The following is a 16,059-nucleotide window of genomic DNA, read 5'->3' on the forward strand; positions in this document are numbered from 1 at the left end:
ATTATTCATTGTTCATTGATGAATAAATTGTCTTTGTAAGCACTATATTTGTAGTTCATCAATTTGGATTATGGAAGTATACAAAGCAAAAAAAATACACTTTTCGATAGCATTAAATACAATCAATAGAAAATACAATAGTATCAGCATTTTAAGGCTTGTTACTATTGTATTTTTTTTAATGTCGCTGTATTATTATATAAAAACGAGCGGAGCTCTTTTTATAGCTCTGGCCGCATTTCTTTTTGGACTGTTTATCGTTTTAATGCGTTTTCATTCTAAATTAGTTTTTAAAAAGCAAATCAAACAAGCGCTATTGGATATTAATGAAAATGAAAGATCCTATTTGAAAAGAAAAGAGATTCCATTTGAAAATGGAGGAGAATTCAATGATTTTCACCATCCTTACGCCTATGATTTGGATATTTTTGGTGAGCATTCCCTGTTTCAAAATCTGAATAGAACTGCGTTGTTTATTGGAAAAAAAACGCTTGCAAAACAACTTTTAACAATTTTACCCAATGGGGAAATTGTTAGAAACCAAAAAGCCTTAAAAGAATTAGCCGAAAAGTTAGATTGGCGTCAGGAATTTTTGGCGTTGGCCAAAATAAGTTGCGATACTAAATCCGGTTATGAATCTTTAGTACAATGGAGTAAATTTGAAAGTACACCGTTATCAAAAACAAGTATATTGGTTTCTTTTATTACACCGGTTCTGTTCCTGGGAACTTTTATTGGGTATTTGCTTACATCAAATCCAGCTTTTTTATCGGTGTTATCCATTCTGTTTGTTTTTAATTTGGGTTTTTTAGGCAAATATTTAAAGCGTATTCAAATTGAAATAGCCAATGCATCTAACATTGATAAAATCATTAAGCAATATGGTTTATTGATGCAAAAAATCGAGAATGAGTCCTTTCAGTCCGAGAAATTAATTGATTTGCAACAAAAACTGACATTCAAAAAAGAAAATGCAAGTATTCATTTAAAGCAATTGGCTACTTTATTTTCTAATATGGACAGTATTGGAAATTTTGTGACGGGACTACTATTCAATGGAACTTTTTTATTTAATTTTCATGTTTTAAAGGGATTGATTCAATGGAAAAAAGGACACACTGAAGCACTTGAAGATTGGTTGGAAGTTATAGGTGAATTTGAAATGTTAAATAGTTTGGCAAATCTAGCTTACAATAATCCCGAGTTTGCATATCCAACCTTAAATACCAATTATGAGATTGACTTCACCAATTTAGGTCATCCGTTGCTAAATATGCAAACTAGAGTAGGGAATACCGTGAGTTTCCATCCTGAATCATTTATGATTTTGACAGGTTCAAATATGTCAGGGAAAAGTACTTTTTTGAGAAGTTTGGGTATCAATATGGTATTGGCAGGAATGGGTTCACCTGTTTGTGCTGTTCAGGCTAATGTGCATCCATTGCCCGTTTTAGTGTCCATGCGCCTGTCGGATTCGTTATCAGATAGTGAATCGTATTTCTTCGCAGAGATTAAGCGCCTGAAGCAGATTATGGACGAATTGGAAAACCGGCCTGCATTTGTTTTACTCGATGAAATATTACGCGGAACTAATTCAGATGATAAACGAAACGGAACCATAGAAGTGGTCAAAAAAATAATTTCAAAAAAGGCAATTGGAGCCATTGCAACTCATGATATCGAAGTTTGTCTGACTACAAATGAGTATCCAGGTATTCTCACCAATAAATGTTTTGAAGTGGAGATTGTCGCTGATGATCTGCATTTCAATTATAAATTGCGTGACGGCATTTGTAAAAACCGAAGCGCTACGTTCCTGATGAAAAAAATGGGCGTAATATAGCTTGATACAAACAAACAAAAACAAAAAACCGCAATTTCAAAAGAAGTTGCGGTTTTTTAAATATAAAAATGGTTTGGTTAATAGCGTATTTGTTTTACAATGGTAAGTATTATATTTGGATTTTAAAAGTATAATTACAATAAAATCAAAATTTAATGTTAACTATTTAGCATTACCGGCATAACCAGCATGGTAACTGTTTCTCCTTCTTCTAATCCATCGACAGGAGTAAGGATTCCGGCTCTGTTCGGTAATGACATTTCAAGCATAATCATGTCCGACTGTAAGTTAGTCAACATTTCAGTTAAGAAACGAGAATTATAACCTATCTGCATATCATCACCTTGATAGTCACAAGTCAATCTTTCTTCAGCTTTATTTGAGTAATCTATATCTTCGGCAGAAACATTCAATTCAGCACCAGCGATTTTCAAACGAATCTGATGCGTAGTTTTATTAGAGAAAATTGCTACACGACGGACAGAACTCAAAAATTGAGAACGGTCAATCATTAATTTATTTGGGTTTTCTTTTGGGATTACTGCTTCATAGTTTGGATATTTTCCGTCAATCAAACGACACATTAAAACGTAATTGTCGAAAGAAAAAGTAGCATTAGAATCGTTATATTCAATTTTTACTTCAGCATCAGAAGACGAGAGGATATTTTTTAAGATGTTCAAAGGTTTCTTTGGCATAATAAAATCAGCCACTTGAGAAGCCGTTACATCGGTACGCGCATATTTTACTAATTTGTGCGCATCAGTTGCTACAAAAGTCAATCCCTGTGGAGAGAACTGAAAGAATACACCAGACATAACCGGACGCAAATCATCGTTGCCGGCGGCAAATATTGTTTTGCTTATGGCTGTTGCCAAAACATCAGCAGGAACAAGCGTTACAGATGGATCGTCTAAATTTACAGATTTAGGAAATTCATCACCGGGAGCATAAGCCAAAGCGTATTTTCCGGAATTTGAACTGATTTCAATTGTACTGTTTTCTTCAACTGTAAAAGTTAATGGCTGCTCGGGAAATGTTTTGAGGATTTCCAAAAGTAATTTTGCGGGAACAGCAACACTTCCTTTGCTTTCAGAATCAATTCCTAAAGTAGCAGACATTGTTGTCTCTAAATCGGACGCTGAAACCGTTAGCACGTTGTGATCTAAATCGAATAGAAAATTATCTAAAATAGGTAAAGTATTACTACTGTTGATAACGTTACCTAAAACTTGTAATTGTTTCAATAAGTACGAACTCGATACTATAAATTTCATCTGTTTTGTTTTATTTTTTAAGGTATTTCTCTATATTCAAAATACGATACATTTTACAAATATATCGTAAACAATTCTAGTTTGGAAACTTTTTTATTAACATCTACTTGCTGTATTTCCTTTTTCTCAGGAAAGTAAATAGAATACCAAAAAGCAGTAAAATTAGAATTGGAAGCCCGATAGTTATGAATTGCGTAACGGTGTAGTTTTGATAAACTTTTTCTTTATCCAATAATGGCAAATCAAGATCTTTGCTTCGAATGTTAATAAGTCCGTTGTCATCCAACAGGTAATTGACACAATTTATGAGAAAATCTTTATTGTCATACAAATTTCCGGATCTTTGATCGTAACCTAATTCTACCGGTTGAAAATTTTTATCCAATTGGTTTTTAATCAAATCTCCATCAGAAATTACAATCATTTTATTGTCTTTTCCTTTGGTTTCAAATGTTTTCTGCTCGAATGGCAAGACTCGATTTTCAAACATTGAATGAAACGAACCTTCTAATAAAACTGAAAGCGGAATGTTCCCTTTGTTCAAGTAATCATTGGGAGAAGCTTCCTCGGTAACACTATTCAGATTTATTTCTGTAGGTGTGCCTATTTTTCTCGAATATTGAGATGATTGTAACAGAATGGTTTTTTTAATTCCATTTTTCAACGTATCAATGGGATTTGCAAAATCAAACCGGATTCCTCCTAAATTTTTCACAATAGGATGTGTACTGTTGGGATAAACCTGAGGTGCAAATTTCCAGTTAAATTCCTGAAATTGAGTGGCACTTCCTTGTTCTCCTGTAGCTAATTTAATAGGACTTCCACGTTCGTCCTGTACTAAATCAGGGTTGATTCGAATGCCATATTTGAAGAATAAATCATTCAGGTTCAAATCTCTGGGATACGCCAAAGTTGCTCCGGATGAGTTGTATAAACTGTCCATTTCAATAGCAACCTGATCAACAAGCCACAATGTTTTTCCACCGTTGACAATGTATTGGTCTAAAACTTGTTTTTCCCCATCTGAAAAAGTTTCTGTCGGTTTAGCAATAATCGCCAAATCATATTTCTCTAAAGCTTCTAAACTTCCTATTGGATTTTTTGCAACTGAATCTAAGGTAAATGGACCAATATGATAACTTTCTTTTATTTGCAATAGAAATTTAGCTATTACGACATCCTGAAGTTCGCCATTCCCTTTGATTACAGCAATTTTCTTTTGTTTGTCTTTGGTAATTTTGTTCAACGCATCTGCAATAGAATATTCCAAATGCTGTACAGAACCAATCACTTTTTGGGTAGTTGAAGCTCCCATTCTATTTTTTAACAATGGAATATTAACTTCTTTATTATTATAAACTGCAATTGCCCAAGGAAAAACCATCGTCTGAGATTGTTTTCCTTTGTCGTCAACAGTTATGTTTATCGGTGTCAGTCCTTTGCGATACAATTCTTTTATGTTGTCCATACTTTCGTCTTTGTTTTCCAATGGATCCACAAATTCGAAAATAATATTTTTATTGTATGCCTGAAATTCTTCCAGTAATTGTCTGGTTTCTTGCTGTAATCGTTTGAATTCAGCCGGTAAATCGCCTTGCAGATACACTTTTATAGACAACGGATTTTTTACTTGTTTGATAATGTTCAAAGCAGTAGCTGAAAGTGTATACCTTTTATCTTTTGTTAAATCAAAACGGTGAAAAAATGTACTTCCAATCAAGTTCAAAAGCAATAAAACAGCAATAGTGATTGCAACGGATTTTAGATTGTTTTTTTTAGCTGTATTCATTACGATTTAAAAGATTTTAGATTATAAACAGTAAACGAAAGAAAGCCGACTGTTAGGCTTACAAAATAGGTAATATCTCTTGTATCTATAACACCTCGGCTCATACTTTTATAATGATCTTGTATTCCTAGAGCCGAAATAAAGTTTGAAATAGCTGGCGCAACAGTAGCTAAACCTTCAAATCCAAAGTACAGAAAAAAACATAAAAATACCGCAACAATAAATGCTACAATTTGATTATCTGAAAGGGTAGAAGTAAATATTCCAATCGAAGAATAGCCTGCAATAAGGAATAATAATCCAAAATAGGAACCTATCGTGCTACCCATGTCAATATTTCCTTCAGGCATTCCTAAAGCGGATATAACTTTTACGTAAATGAATGTCGGAATGATTGCCATTACGATCAAAATCAATGCTCCAAGAAATTTTCCGTTGACAATTTGCCAAATGCTCAAAGGTTTTGTGAGCAATAATTCCAGAGTTCCCTGTTTTTTTTCATCTGAAAAACTGCGCATCGTTACCGCTGGAATTAAGAAGATTAAAATCCAAGGAGCTAATGTGAAAAATGGAGTCAAATCGGCAAAGCCTGTATTCAAAATGTTGTAATCTTCTTCGAAAACCCAAAGGAATAATCCGTTGATAATTAAAAAAATGGCAATAACAAGGTAGCCAATGGGCGAACCAAAAAAGGATTTTATTTCTCGTAATACTATTGATTTCATATTTTATTTTTTTGCTGCTAAGAAGCAAAGGTGCAACGTTTTTTGTATATCGCAATTGCTTGACCCTGTTTCCTTGGCTCGAATCGGAATTTATAATTCGTACTTATTCTAAACTTACTAATTTATCAACACTCCAAGCTTCTGGTTTGTCGTTGAATAACTTTTTAGTGAATGTCCAAACATCATAAAAAAGTTCAGAATTTCTATAATTTTCTAAATCGGATTCGGTTTCCCAATAACTATAGGTAAAGAAAATGCTTTTGTTATTTTTATCCTGATACAGTTCTAAGAAACGATTTCCAGGCGCATTTCGTATTTTAGTTTTCATTAGTTCGAAGTTTTCTAAAAAAGCAGGAATATTTTCCTCGTGAAAACTCAATTTTACTATTCGTACAAACATTTGGGATTTATGATTTAAGATTGAGGATTAACGATTTTGAATTTTTTTAAACTGATTATTGAGCCCTGCTAACGGAATATTATATGTATAATGTCCCTATAATTCAATCCAAGTAAACTATTAGCAGAGCCTACTTTAGAAGGATTGCTTCGAAAAATGGCAATTTCAAGAAAACCGGTTTCATTGAAAATGGCTAATTTTTCCCCTTCATAATATTTGATCGGATATTTATCAGAACTTGCAATCGCCGAATAATTTGGCAAAATGGTTTTAATATTTTTGGTTTTCAATACAATCTCATAGGGTCGCCCTTTCGCCACTTCAATAAAATATTTTTTTGAAATATTGGTCACTACATTCCCAAAATGGTCGATGTAAATGACATGGCCCTTCAAAGAATTACCATCAGCGGCCGCTGCAGCCTGTAAGTCGGTAACTTGTTTAATACCATTTATTTCTTTACCAATAACGTTCATGGAACCACCTTTGGCAATGTGACAGGCTACTTTTACAAAAACATCAAGATCAGTAGCTTCGGTATGCAAACGGTCATGAATATTAATGGCAACCATTTTTTGCGGAACAATCTTTTGTGAAAGCATGCTTAAAATGCCATTATCGGCGGCAATAAAATAATGATCGTTCCATTGCATGACAACATGTTGATTTTCTTTATTGGATTCCATATCGACTCCAATAAGGTGAACTGTCCCTTTTGGAAAACTGGCATAGGATGCTCCAATAATGTAACTTGCTTCTACAGTGTTGAATGGGTCTATGTCATGCGAAATATCAATAATGGATGCCTCGGAATACTCAGATAAAATCTTCCCTTTCAACGCACCTACAAAGTGGTCTTTCAGTCCGTAATCGGTAGTAAGGGTAATTATTGACATAAATTTGTTTATAACTATTGGCGTTATGTAGAACTAATTTTATTAAATTTGAGAAGTGCAAAGCTAATAATAGTAAACTCAAAAAACGAAAAACAAAAAACAAATTCTATTTAAAAACTATAATTATACCCGACAGCCATTGATTTATAAAAAAATTAATTCTAATTTAAAACTACCTCAGTTGAACGAAAGAATAATCGAGCTCATAGACATCGCTCCAAAAGACTTTTGGGGCGCTCAAGACACTCATCTTGAAACAATTAAAAAATACTACCCAAAATTGAAGATTGTTGCTCGGGGAACAACCTTAAAAGCTTTTGGTGAAAAAGAGGTTTTAGACGAGTTTGAAAAACGATTTCAACGGTTAATGGTGCACTTTTCAAGATACAATAATATTGATAACAATGTAATTGAACGTGTTATTCTTGGGGACGTACAGGAAGACAGGAAGTTTCAGGGGCAAGATAAAATATTAGTGCACGGTGTAGGGGGGAAAATCATTAAGGCAATGACTCCCAACCAACAGTTGTTGGTGGATACCATGGAAAAAAATGATATGGTTTTTGCCGTAGGGCCTGCCGGAACTGGAAAAACGTACACTGGCGTTGCGATGGCCATTAAGGCGCTGAAAGAAAGGCAAGTTAAGCGTATTATACTTACGCGTCCGGCAGTAGAAGCAGGGGAGAATCTTGGTTTTTTACCTGGTGATATGAAGGAAAAACTGGATCCTTATATGCAGCCTCTGTACGATGCGTTGCGTGATATGTTGCCCAACGAAAAACTGGAGGATTACATTCTAAAAGGAATTATCCAGATAGCGCCTTTGGCATTTATGCGTGGTAGAACGCTGGATAATGCTTTTGTAATCTTGGACGAAGCCCAAAACACAACGCATTCCCAAATGAAAATGTTCTTAACCCGTATGGGGAAAAGCGCTAAATTCATGATTACCGGTGATCCCGGCCAGGTCGATTTACCAAGAAGAACCATTTCCGGACTTAAAGAAGCATTGTTGGTTTTAAAAGATGTCGATGGAATCGGAATTATTTATCTTGATGACAAAGACATTGTACGTCATAGATTAGTCAAAAAAGTGATTGATGCGTATAAGATGATTGAGAACAACGATTAAAACAAAAAAAGGCTTTACAAAAGCCTTTTTTTGAATTATTTTTTCTACAAAATCAATTGTTATTTAAAACATAGAACTCCAATTTTTGAATTCTATATCAGCAAGTTTATATTGATTTAAACTTTCAATAAAAGCATTATAGGCAGTGTCGAATAACGATTTTAGTTTGCAATTGTGTGATTGAAATAGACACGGTTTCGAATTGCAATTAATGATGGGTGTATCGTCTTGTTCCAATAGATGAATCAGATCTCCTAATCGGATTTCTCTTGCTTTTTCACCAATCATTATCCCGCCATTCTTTCCTCTTTTGGTGAGAATTAATTGATTTGCCGATAAGAATTGAACCACTTTAATGAGATGGTTGCGCGAAATTTTAAAAGTATTTGCTAAATCATCCAAAGAACTTTGCGGAGTATCTTTTTTTTGATTTAGATACATCAAAACGCGCATACTAAAATCGGTAAAGTGATTCAATTTCATATTAAAATTTGCTAATTAAGACTTAATAATTGAGGGCCAAATTCTTCGTAAAGTATATTTTCTCTATTTACGCCAAGTGCAACCAAAGATTGGTATTGAACTTTTATAAAAATTGCCGGGCCACAAATATAATATTTTGCATCCTCAATAAGGATTTCTTCTTTAATTTCATGTAAATCAATTCGTCCTTCGATAGCGTTTGTTTCCGATTCCGGTAAAGTTTCATAGAAAACAAAAGAGGTTAACCACGTATTTTCGTTGTTTAATTCCTCAATAGTATCTTTAAACGCATGCACATTTTCATTGCGACAACTGTGAATCCAAACTGTTCTGTTTTTTTTAAGTGAATTTTTATTGGTTTCTATCATACTCATCATAGGAGTGAGTCCAACACCTCCGCTGACCAATACTAAAGGGTTTTTTGCTTCCGGGTCAGCAAAAAACACACCCGCTGGTGCACTAAGTTCGATTGTATCACCCTCTTTTTTATTGTGCAATGCATTGGAAACAATGCCGTCAGGAGTTGTATTTTGACTGATTTCTTTTTTAACTGAGATTCTATAATATTCGTTATTGGAATACGATGACAGACTATATTGTCTAGGCTGTTTATGACCTAATTCAGGAATAAACGTGCTTACTGATATATATTGTCCAGGATGGAAATCGACAATTTCTTTATGGTCTTCCGGTTTAAGGTAAAAGGAACTAATTTCTTCGCTTTCTTTTACAATTTGGGATATTACAAAGGGTCTCCAGCCTTTCCAGCCTCCTTTTTTATTGGTTGTTTTTTGATACATTTCAGCTTCTATACCTATCATTATTTGGGCTAATTCATTGTAAGCGCACGTCCAGGCATCAATTAATTCGGTAGTTGCTAAATCTCCTAACACTTCTTTTATCGATCCGATTAAATGATTTCCAACGATATCATACTGCTCTGGTGCAATATTTAAACTTACATGTTTATTGCCAATTGATTTTAAGGTATTGATCAGGACTGCAGGATTTTCAATATTTTCGGCATACGCCAGAACAGCTCCACTTAAAGCATCCTGTTGTTTTCCGCTGGCCTGTTTTGCCATATTAAAAATGTTTTTTAACTCTGGATTATTTTTTAACATTCTATGGTAAAAGTAGGTTATCAAATCTTTACCATTAGATTTTAAAATAGGGACAGTTGCTTTAACTAATTCTTTTTGACTTGTATTCATGATGGATTATAATTTAAATTTTTACAAAAATAGCAATTATTTTTATTGTTGTATATTAAATACAACAATATATATGTAAAAAACTAAATTAACAGAGCAGGGTTAACTTGAAAATAGTTCAATACTAAAAATACTTTGTAAAAGGTGAACTCAAACTTTTCAATAAACATTGTTTATATCTTCAAAATGCAATAAATTTGTAATTATTAAAATGACAGTGAAAAATAAAAGATGCTAAAAGAAAAAATAAAAGTCGTAATCAGCGATTTAGACGGAACTTTGCTCAATTCAGATCACAAAATTTCAGAATATACGAAAACTGTTTTTCAAGAACTCCACAATCAAAATTATTTAATCATTGTAGCTACCGGTCGCCACCATCTGGACGCAATGCCTATTGTGGAATATTTAGAGATTCCTCTTTATTTAGTTACCTCTAATGGAGCACGGATTCATTCTCCAGCAAAAGAGCTGCTTTTCTCAATTAATATGGAAAGTGATGCGGTTAAGTCTGTGTTATCCTTAGATATTGACCCGGAAATTACCACCGTTTTGTTTAGAGAAAATGTTTGGCAAACCAATAAACACAATGAAAAACTAAATAGTTTTCAAACGGAATTGAATTATCATCCAGAACTGGTGGATTTTAGCACAGTTGAAGATTTAAGTGCTATAAAAGTGTTTTTTACTCATGATAAGCATTCAAAATTATTGGAACTTAGAGAACAAATCTTAGAAAAGCATTCCGCGCTTTTTAGTCACGCCTTTAGCCTTCCGCTTTGTTTGGAATTTATGGACAAATCAGTAGATAAAAGTGTCGCGATTGCAAAGATTTTGGAAAAAGAAAATTTTATTTTTCAGGAAACAATATCTTTTGGAGATGGATTCAATGATGAAAACATGCTTAAATCAACAGGCAAAGGATTAATCATGGGAAATGCTCCCGAGGGTTTGAAAGATAAACTTTTCCATTTAGAAGTGATTTCAACTAATGATAATGAAGGAGTTGCTAAATATCTTGCTAAAGAATTATTAAAAAAATATACCGCAGAAGTAGAGTAGGCATCAACAGTAAATTGCTCCATTTTGAATTTTTGGAATTCATTTTTAAAGGACTATTAATTTATACTTTGAGAATAAAGGATTCTTTGCTTTTCTTTCCAAAATAATCATAAATTTGCAGCTACATAAAAAACAACACAACACTATAATAATGAGTAACACCATCACAACTACTAATTTTAAATTTCCAAACCAGAAATCTGTTTACAGAGGTAAAGTAAGAGAAGTTTACAATATAAATGACGATCTTTTAATAATGGTTGCCACGGATAGGCTTTCTGCTTTTGATGTAGTTTTACCAAAAGGAATTCCTTACAAAGGTCAAATTCTAAATCAAATTGCAACTAAATTCATGGAATTAACCCAAGATATTGTTCCTAATTGGTTGATTGCAACTCCGGATCCTAATGTTGCTGTTGGTCATTTATGTGAACCTTTCAAAGTTGAAATGGTAATACGTGGTTACCTTTCAGGTCATGCGGCTCGTGAATATGCATTGGGCAAAAGAGAAATCTGTGGCGTTGCAATGGCAGAAGGTTTAAAAGAAAACGATAAGTTTCCGGAACCAATTATCACACCAACTACAAAAGCTGATAACGGAGAACATGATGCTGATATTTCAAGAGAAGATATCCTTTCTAAAGGAATTGTTGCTGAGGAAGATTATTTGGTTTTAGAGCAATATACCAGGGCATTATTTCAAAGAGGGACAGAAATTGCTGCAAGTCGCGGATTGATTTTGGTTGATACCAAATATGAATTTGGCAAAACTAAAGAGGGTGTAATTGTTTTAATTGATGAAATTCACACACCGGATTCTTCTCGCTATTTTTATGCAGAAGGTTATCAGGAAAGACAGAATAAAGACGAAGAGCAAAAACAATTGTCTAAAGAATTTGTTCGTCGTTGGTTAATAGAAAATGGTTTTCAGGGATTGGAAGGACAACAAATTCCAAATATGAGTGACGAATATATTGAAACTGTTTCTGAAAGATACATTGAGTTATATGAAAATATTCTGGGAGAAAAATTTGTTAAAGCTGACATTTCAAATATTGATGACCGGATCAAAAAAAATGTTTTGGCTTATTTAGCAAATAAATAAAAATGTTTGACAAAATAAAAAACCGCAGCTCAAATTAGAATTGCGGTTTTTTTATACGAAACATTACTATTTTTCTAAAACTATTTTTAGATTATTCAATCCATCCTGTAAATCTTTGCCAAGCATTTTTTCCATATTCATTATGGGTAACATTAGATTCATTGGATAAGGCATTTTTCCATTAAATCCCCACTTTACTTTAGTTTGATTTGGAGATATGGCTTCTGTTATAATATAAGCATTATCTGTTGATTCAAAAGGAACTTTGAAACGTAATTCGAAGTCGATTCGTTCTCCTTCAGTGATTTTTTTTATTTCCTGTTCTCCGACACCAACATTTTTGTCTTTACTATCCCAAGCAGCAATAGCTCCGACTGTGCCATCTGTTCCTTTAAAAGTTTTTTTCATTGCAGGATCTTTTTTGGACCACACACTAAAATCATCTTGATTTTTTAAATACTTGACGTAGTTAAAAACACTGTCTTTGGGTTTGTTGATAGTAATTTCGCGTTCCACAGCGTAGTTTTTTGGCAGGAATAGGGCAATAATCAATGCGATAGCAATAATTGCTAATATCCCTAAAAGAATTTTTTTAATAATATTCATATCTTACATAATTTAGGTTAATACTTATTTTGTTTTGCGAAATAGTGATTCGTAAGAAATTATCCAATCATTAACAGACATTTTCTGCATGAGTACCGCAATTAAATCAAAAGGGATTTGATAGAATTTTTTAAATCGAATGCAACTTTTTCCCATATCCAGTTTTTGATCGGTGTATTTTGAAAATTCTGTGATAAACCATTGCAATAATTCGGGATTGGCATAGATTCCCATGTGATATAATGCTATAAAATTCTTTTGATTGGCAATGTTTACAAAGGGTAACGGTAGTTTTGGATCGCAGTGATATCCTTTTGGATATAAATCATGTGGCACAACAAAACCAATCATTCCATAAGACATCTGTTCGACAAATCCTTTTGGAATATTAGTGACTATTGTTTCTCGAAGTTTAAGAAAAGCTTGTTTTCTTTCGTCGGGAATTTCTTTTAAATAGCCATTAACATTTGTTACTATTGATTTCATTTTAAGAATTGTTTAAGTAAAAATACTAAAAAAAAGGATAATTACGATTTCAATTACTTTTTTTTATTAATAATAAACTTGTTATTTTATTGTATTGGTTTTTGAAATTGATTTTTGCTATCAATAGCTTTTATATTTGTAATTATTTTAATTACCTGTATGTTAGTGTGTTATATTTTATGAGTTACTCTTCATATTTATTGCTAAAGGTTAATATTTTGTTAAATTTAAGTACCTTGCAAAACAAGATACCTTCTTTTGGATATATATATATATATATATATATATGCATAGAATATCAGTTCACAATTTAAATCATCAAAAAAAATCAATCATTTAACAAAAAAAAATCAATCATCATGAAAAAATCAATCGCTTGCCTAGGAATTGCTTTAGTAACGTTTTCAACTGTTTCTCAAGCATCAAATCACAATTCATTAATTCAAAAAGAAATCAATCGTTCTTATGAAGGTTCAACGTCTTTGTGTATTGCGATCTACAAAGGAGAAATTGATCTTGTAAAAAAATTAATTGTATATGGTGTTGACGTTAACGAAAAATCAAATGGATTAACTCCCTTAATGGTGGCTGCAAGGTATAATAAGGTTGAAATTATTAAATTATTATTAGCGAATGGCGCCCATCTAAGAGAAAAAAATGAGAATGGTATTAGTGCATTGAAGTATGCTGAAATATCAAAAGCAAAAGAAGCTGTCGCATTTTTGAAACTATCTGAATCAAAACCTGTTGCCAGTCTTTAGTATTTAATTTAAATTATAAAAAAGCATCGTTGTACATTACAACAATGCTTTTTTATATTTACAAAATAAAAAGTAAGACTATTTAAAATAAGAAAATGTTTCTTCGTTTTCTAACTTTAATAAAGTCTCATATATAAGTTTAATCACATTTTCAACATCATCACGGTGTACCATTTCAACTGTTGTGTGCATATAACGCAACGGCAATGAAATCAAAGCAGAGGCAACGCCACCGTTACTGTATGCAAACGCATCTGTGTCAGTACCTGTAACACGGGAGGAAGCTAATCGTTGGAATGGGATTTCTTTTGCAAAAGCAGTTTCTAAAATTAATTCTCTCAAATTATTCTGAACAGCAGGAGCGTAAGTAACTACGGGACCTTTACCAATTTTAGTATCTCCTTCAATTTTCTTTTCTATCATTGGAGTAGTAGAGTCATGGCAAACATCAGTAACAATGGCAACATTAGGTTTAATAGTTTTAGTTATCATTTCAGCACCGCGTAGACCTACTTCTTCCTGAACAGAATTAGTGATATACAATCCAAAAGGAAGTTTTATTTTGTTTTCGTGTAGCAATCGAGCTACTTCAGCAATCATGAAACCACCCATACGGTTGTCAATAGCACGACAAACAAATTTGTTTTCGTTCAAAATCATGAATTCATCAGGATATGTAATTACACAACCTACATGAACTCCTAATTTATCGACTTGCTCTTTGGTTTCGCAACCAATGTCAATAAATAGATTATCGACTTTAGCCACCTCTTCTTTTGCTCGATTACGAGTATGAATCGCTGGCCAACCAAAAACACCTTTTACAATTCCGTTTTTAGTGTGAATATTGACACGTTTTGAAGGGGCGATTTGATGATCGGAACCACCATTTCTTATCACGTAGATTAATCCATCATCAGTAATGTAATTTACGTACCATGAAATTTCGTCAGCATGACCTTCAATTACTACCTTATAAGGAGCATCTGGATTTATAATTCCCACGGCAGAACCGTAGGTGTCTGTTATAAAAGTATCAACATAAGGTTTCAAATAATCCATCCATAATTTTTGTCCATCACTTTCGTAACCTGTAGGTGATGCGTTATTAAGGTATTTCTCTAAAAACTCAAGCGATGACTTCTTTAATATTGATTTAGTACTCATAAAAATATTTTTTTGCTAAATTATAAATTTGGCATCACAGTTGCATATATAATGTATAATTTTGGCAATTAAATTTATTGACATATGAAGATTATTCAGCTTTTATTTTTTTTACTTTTTATATCTATACCTATTAATGCACAAGTAACTCCAAAGGATACCACCAAGATGGGTTATGTGTTGACCGAAAATGATTCTATACTTAATGACACCATACAATTAGAAGAAATAATAATTCACAAGGAAAAACTGGATCCGGAAGCAAGAAAGCAATTTCTGATTCTTCAAAACCGGGTTTACAGGACCTATCCATATGCAAAACTGGCAGCGGAAAGATTGACAGTGCTAAATAGAGGTATGGCACACCTTAAAAGCAATAAAGAGAAAAAAAGATACTTTAAAATAGTAGAAGGGTATCTTAGTAATGAATTTGAAGCAAAACTTAAAAAACTTTCGCGCAAGCAGGGTCAAATATTAGTTAAGTTAATTCATCGTCAAACCGGAACTACTACCTACGAGCTGGTAAAAGATCTCAAAAGTGGTTGGAAAGCCTTTTGGTCGAATACAGCAGCCAGTATGTTTGATATAAATTTAAAAACAAAGTACGCTCCATATGATGTAAATGAAGATTTTTTAATAGAGACTATATTAGTAAGAGCATTCGATTCAGGAAGGTTGCAAAATCAGACTCCGTCAAACCCTGTTGATTATGATAGTCTTACGGAAACTTGGGAAACAAGAGCTGCTAAGTTAAAACAGTAGCTACTATTTGGGCGTTCCCCATTATAACAAAAGAGGCAATTATCTTATTGAGGTAGTTGCCGCTTTTTTCATATTAAGGCGAAGGCTATGGGTTGCAGGTTCTTTAAAAATTCTATTTTATTCGGTTTTGCTGTGGACTTATTTATGCGCAGGTTTTTGGCTGTTGTCCTTAAAAGAGTATTGTTGCATGGATTTTGCCCTTTCGGCACAGGAGAGATCTTTACCATGACCTTCCGCTTTATTTCATAGCTATATATAGGAGGGAAGTCACTGGCGAAAGTCCTGTGTTTTGTTGGACGAATGATAAGGTCTGCGATCACTATTGTCCAGAACCTGCGCATTAGGTGGATG

The 16,059-nt window shown here is 33.2% G+C and carries 17 protein-coding genes; 6 read left to right on the forward strand and 11 right to left on the reverse strand.

Going from position 1 to position 16,059, the window contains the following annotated elements:
- The first annotated feature begins 70 nt into the window (after window positions 1-70).
- Window positions 71-1,843, forward strand: coding sequence for a MutS-related protein (locus tag ACNQGH_RS18775; protein WP_417957556.1), 1,773 nt, complete (start codon window positions 71-73; stop codon window positions 1,841-1,843).
- A gap of 158 nt (window positions 1,844-2,001) precedes the next feature.
- Here ACNQGH_RS18775 and dnaN read toward each other — a convergent pair whose 3' ends face one another.
- The 5 genes from dnaN to ACNQGH_RS18800 all read right to left on the reverse strand — a co-directional run bounded on the left by dnaN (window position 2,002) and on the right by ACNQGH_RS18800 (window position 6,930).
- Window positions 2,002-3,120: a DNA polymerase III subunit beta gene (gene dnaN / locus ACNQGH_RS18780; RefSeq protein WP_417957557.1), complete on the reverse strand. Its 1,119-nt coding sequence runs from the start codon at window positions 3,118-3,120 to the stop codon at window positions 2,002-2,004.
- 103 nt (window positions 3,121-3,223) lie between these two features.
- A complete protein-coding gene (gene gldG, locus ACNQGH_RS18785) occupies window positions 3,224-4,909 on the reverse strand; it encodes a gliding motility-associated ABC transporter substrate-binding protein GldG (protein ID WP_417957558.1) in 1,686 nt (561 codons plus the stop codon).
- The gene (gldF, locus tag ACNQGH_RS18790; protein ID WP_417957559.1) at window positions 4,909-5,634 is read right to left on the reverse strand and encodes a gliding motility-associated ABC transporter permease subunit GldF; all 726 of its coding nucleotides are present in this window, start codon (window positions 5,632-5,634) and stop codon (window positions 4,909-4,911) included. The genes gldG and gldF overlap by 1 nt, the downstream gene beginning before the upstream one ends.
- Before the next feature lie 103 nt (window positions 5,635-5,737).
- Window positions 5,738-6,034 (reverse strand): putative quinol monooxygenase, encoded by a 297-nt coding sequence (locus ACNQGH_RS18795; RefSeq protein ID WP_417957560.1) that lies wholly within the window; start codon window positions 6,032-6,034, stop codon window positions 5,738-5,740.
- Window positions 6,035-6,102: 68 nt separating this feature from the next.
- Window positions 6,103-6,930: an SAM hydrolase/SAM-dependent halogenase family protein gene (locus tag ACNQGH_RS18800; RefSeq protein ID WP_417957561.1), complete on the reverse strand. Its 828-nt coding sequence runs from the start codon at window positions 6,928-6,930 to the stop codon at window positions 6,103-6,105.
- A 181-nt stretch (window positions 6,931-7,111) separates the two neighbouring features.
- On the opposite strand from ACNQGH_RS18800, the gene ACNQGH_RS18805 reads away from it, so the two are divergent.
- Window positions 7,112-8,062, forward strand: a complete 951-nt coding sequence (locus ACNQGH_RS18805; RefSeq protein ID WP_417957562.1) for a PhoH family protein — start codon at window positions 7,112-7,114, stop codon at window positions 8,060-8,062.
- A 63-nt stretch (window positions 8,063-8,125) separates the two neighbouring features.
- On the opposite strand, the gene ACNQGH_RS18810 is transcribed toward ACNQGH_RS18805, so the two are convergent.
- Window positions 8,126-8,545: an RrF2 family transcriptional regulator gene (locus ACNQGH_RS18810; RefSeq protein ID WP_417957563.1), complete on the reverse strand. Its 420-nt coding sequence runs from the start codon at window positions 8,543-8,545 to the stop codon at window positions 8,126-8,128.
- An 11-nt stretch (window positions 8,546-8,556) separates the two neighbouring features.
- Window positions 8,557-9,759, reverse strand: coding sequence for an NO-inducible flavohemoprotein (gene hmpA / locus ACNQGH_RS18815; protein ID WP_417957564.1), 1,203 nt, complete (start codon window positions 9,757-9,759; stop codon window positions 8,557-8,559).
- Between the two features lie 231 nt (window positions 9,760-9,990).
- On the opposite strand from hmpA, the gene ACNQGH_RS18820 reads away from it, so the two are divergent.
- A complete protein-coding gene (locus ACNQGH_RS18820; protein WP_417957565.1) occupies window positions 9,991-10,821 on the forward strand; it encodes a Cof-type HAD-IIB family hydrolase in 831 nt (276 codons plus the stop codon).
- Between the two features lie 151 nt (window positions 10,822-10,972).
- Window positions 10,973-11,926, forward strand: coding sequence for a phosphoribosylaminoimidazolesuccinocarboxamide synthase (locus ACNQGH_RS18825; RefSeq protein ID WP_417957566.1), 954 nt, complete (start codon window positions 10,973-10,975; stop codon window positions 11,924-11,926).
- 66 nt (window positions 11,927-11,992) lie between these two features.
- Here ACNQGH_RS18825 and ACNQGH_RS18830 read toward each other — a convergent pair whose 3' ends face one another.
- Both ACNQGH_RS18830 and ACNQGH_RS18835 read right to left on the reverse strand, forming a co-directional pair.
- A complete protein-coding gene (locus ACNQGH_RS18830) occupies window positions 11,993-12,532 on the reverse strand; it encodes an SRPBCC family protein (RefSeq protein ID WP_417957567.1) in 540 nt (179 codons plus the stop codon).
- 24 nt (window positions 12,533-12,556) lie between these two features.
- On the reverse strand, window positions 12,557-13,018 hold the full coding sequence (locus ACNQGH_RS18835) for a DUF1801 domain-containing protein (protein ID WP_417957568.1): 462 nt from the start codon (window positions 13,016-13,018) through the stop codon (window positions 12,557-12,559).
- Window positions 13,019-13,377: 359 nt separating this feature from the next.
- Between ACNQGH_RS18835 and ACNQGH_RS18840 the strand changes: the two genes are divergently transcribed.
- Complete coding sequence (locus tag ACNQGH_RS18840) at window positions 13,378-13,779, forward strand: ankyrin repeat domain-containing protein (RefSeq protein ID WP_417957569.1); 402 nt, start codon at window positions 13,378-13,380, stop codon at window positions 13,777-13,779.
- Window positions 13,780-13,857: 78 nt separating this feature from the next.
- Here the strand turns inward: ACNQGH_RS18840 and ACNQGH_RS18845 are convergent, their stop codons facing one another.
- Complete coding sequence (locus ACNQGH_RS18845) at window positions 13,858-14,946, reverse strand: M42 family metallopeptidase (RefSeq protein WP_417957570.1); 1,089 nt, start codon at window positions 14,944-14,946, stop codon at window positions 13,858-13,860.
- An 84-nt stretch (window positions 14,947-15,030) separates the two neighbouring features.
- Between ACNQGH_RS18845 and ACNQGH_RS18850 the strand changes: the two genes are divergently transcribed.
- Complete coding sequence (locus ACNQGH_RS18850) at window positions 15,031-15,708, forward strand: DUF4294 domain-containing protein (protein WP_417957571.1); 678 nt, start codon at window positions 15,031-15,033, stop codon at window positions 15,706-15,708.
- Window positions 15,709-15,776: 68 nt separating this feature from the next.
- Here ACNQGH_RS18850 and ACNQGH_RS18855 read toward each other — a convergent pair.
- Window positions 15,777-16,059: hypothetical protein (locus ACNQGH_RS18855; RefSeq protein ID WP_417957572.1), on the reverse strand; the 283-nt coding region annotated here is incomplete at its 5' end.

This window comes from Flavobacterium kochi, assembly GCF_048286715.1.
Classification (GTDB): Bacteria; Bacteroidota; Bacteroidia; order Flavobacteriales; family Flavobacteriaceae; genus Flavobacterium.

Coding starts and splice junctions, on each gene's coding strand:
- ACNQGH_RS18775 (WP_417957556.1), top strand. CDS start 71: ATGGAAGTATACAAAGCAAAAAAAATACACTTTTCGATAGCATTAAAT.
- dnaN (WP_417957557.1), bottom strand. CDS start 3,120: ATGAAATTTATAGTATCGAGTTCGTACTTATTGAAACAATTACAAGTT.
- gldG (WP_417957558.1), bottom strand. CDS start 4,909: ATGAATACAGCTAAAAAAAACAATCTAAAATCCGTTGCAATCACTATT.
- gldF (WP_417957559.1), bottom strand. CDS start 5,634: ATGAAATCAATAGTATTACGAGAAATAAAATCCTTTTTTGGTTCGCCC.
- ACNQGH_RS18795 (WP_417957560.1), bottom strand. CDS start 6,034: ATGTTTGTACGAATAGTAAAATTGAGTTTTCACGAGGAAAATATTCCT.
- ACNQGH_RS18800 (WP_417957561.1), bottom strand. CDS start 6,930: ATGTCAATAATTACCCTTACTACCGATTACGGACTGAAAGACCACTTT.
- ACNQGH_RS18810 (WP_417957563.1), bottom strand. CDS start 8,545: ATGAAATTGAATCACTTTACCGATTTTAGTATGCGCGTTTTGATGTAT.
- hmpA (WP_417957564.1), bottom strand. CDS start 9,759: ATGAATACAAGTCAAAAAGAATTAGTTAAAGCAACTGTCCCTATTTTA.
- ACNQGH_RS18820 (WP_417957565.1), top strand. CDS start 9,991: ATGCTAAAAGAAAAAATAAAAGTCGTAATCAGCGATTTAGACGGAACT.
- ACNQGH_RS18825 (WP_417957566.1), top strand. CDS start 10,973: ATGAGTAACACCATCACAACTACTAATTTTAAATTTCCAAACCAGAAA.
- ACNQGH_RS18830 (WP_417957567.1), bottom strand. CDS start 12,532: ATGAATATTATTAAAAAAATTCTTTTAGGGATATTAGCAATTATTGCT.
- ACNQGH_RS18835 (WP_417957568.1), bottom strand. CDS start 13,018: ATGAAATCAATAGTAACAAATGTTAATGGCTATTTAAAAGAAATTCCC.
- ACNQGH_RS18840 (WP_417957569.1), top strand. CDS start 13,378: ATGAAAAAATCAATCGCTTGCCTAGGAATTGCTTTAGTAACGTTTTCA.
- ACNQGH_RS18845 (WP_417957570.1), bottom strand. CDS start 14,946: ATGAGTACTAAATCAATATTAAAGAAGTCATCGCTTGAGTTTTTAGAG.
- ACNQGH_RS18850 (WP_417957571.1), top strand. CDS start 15,031: ATGAAGATTATTCAGCTTTTATTTTTTTTACTTTTTATATCTATACCT.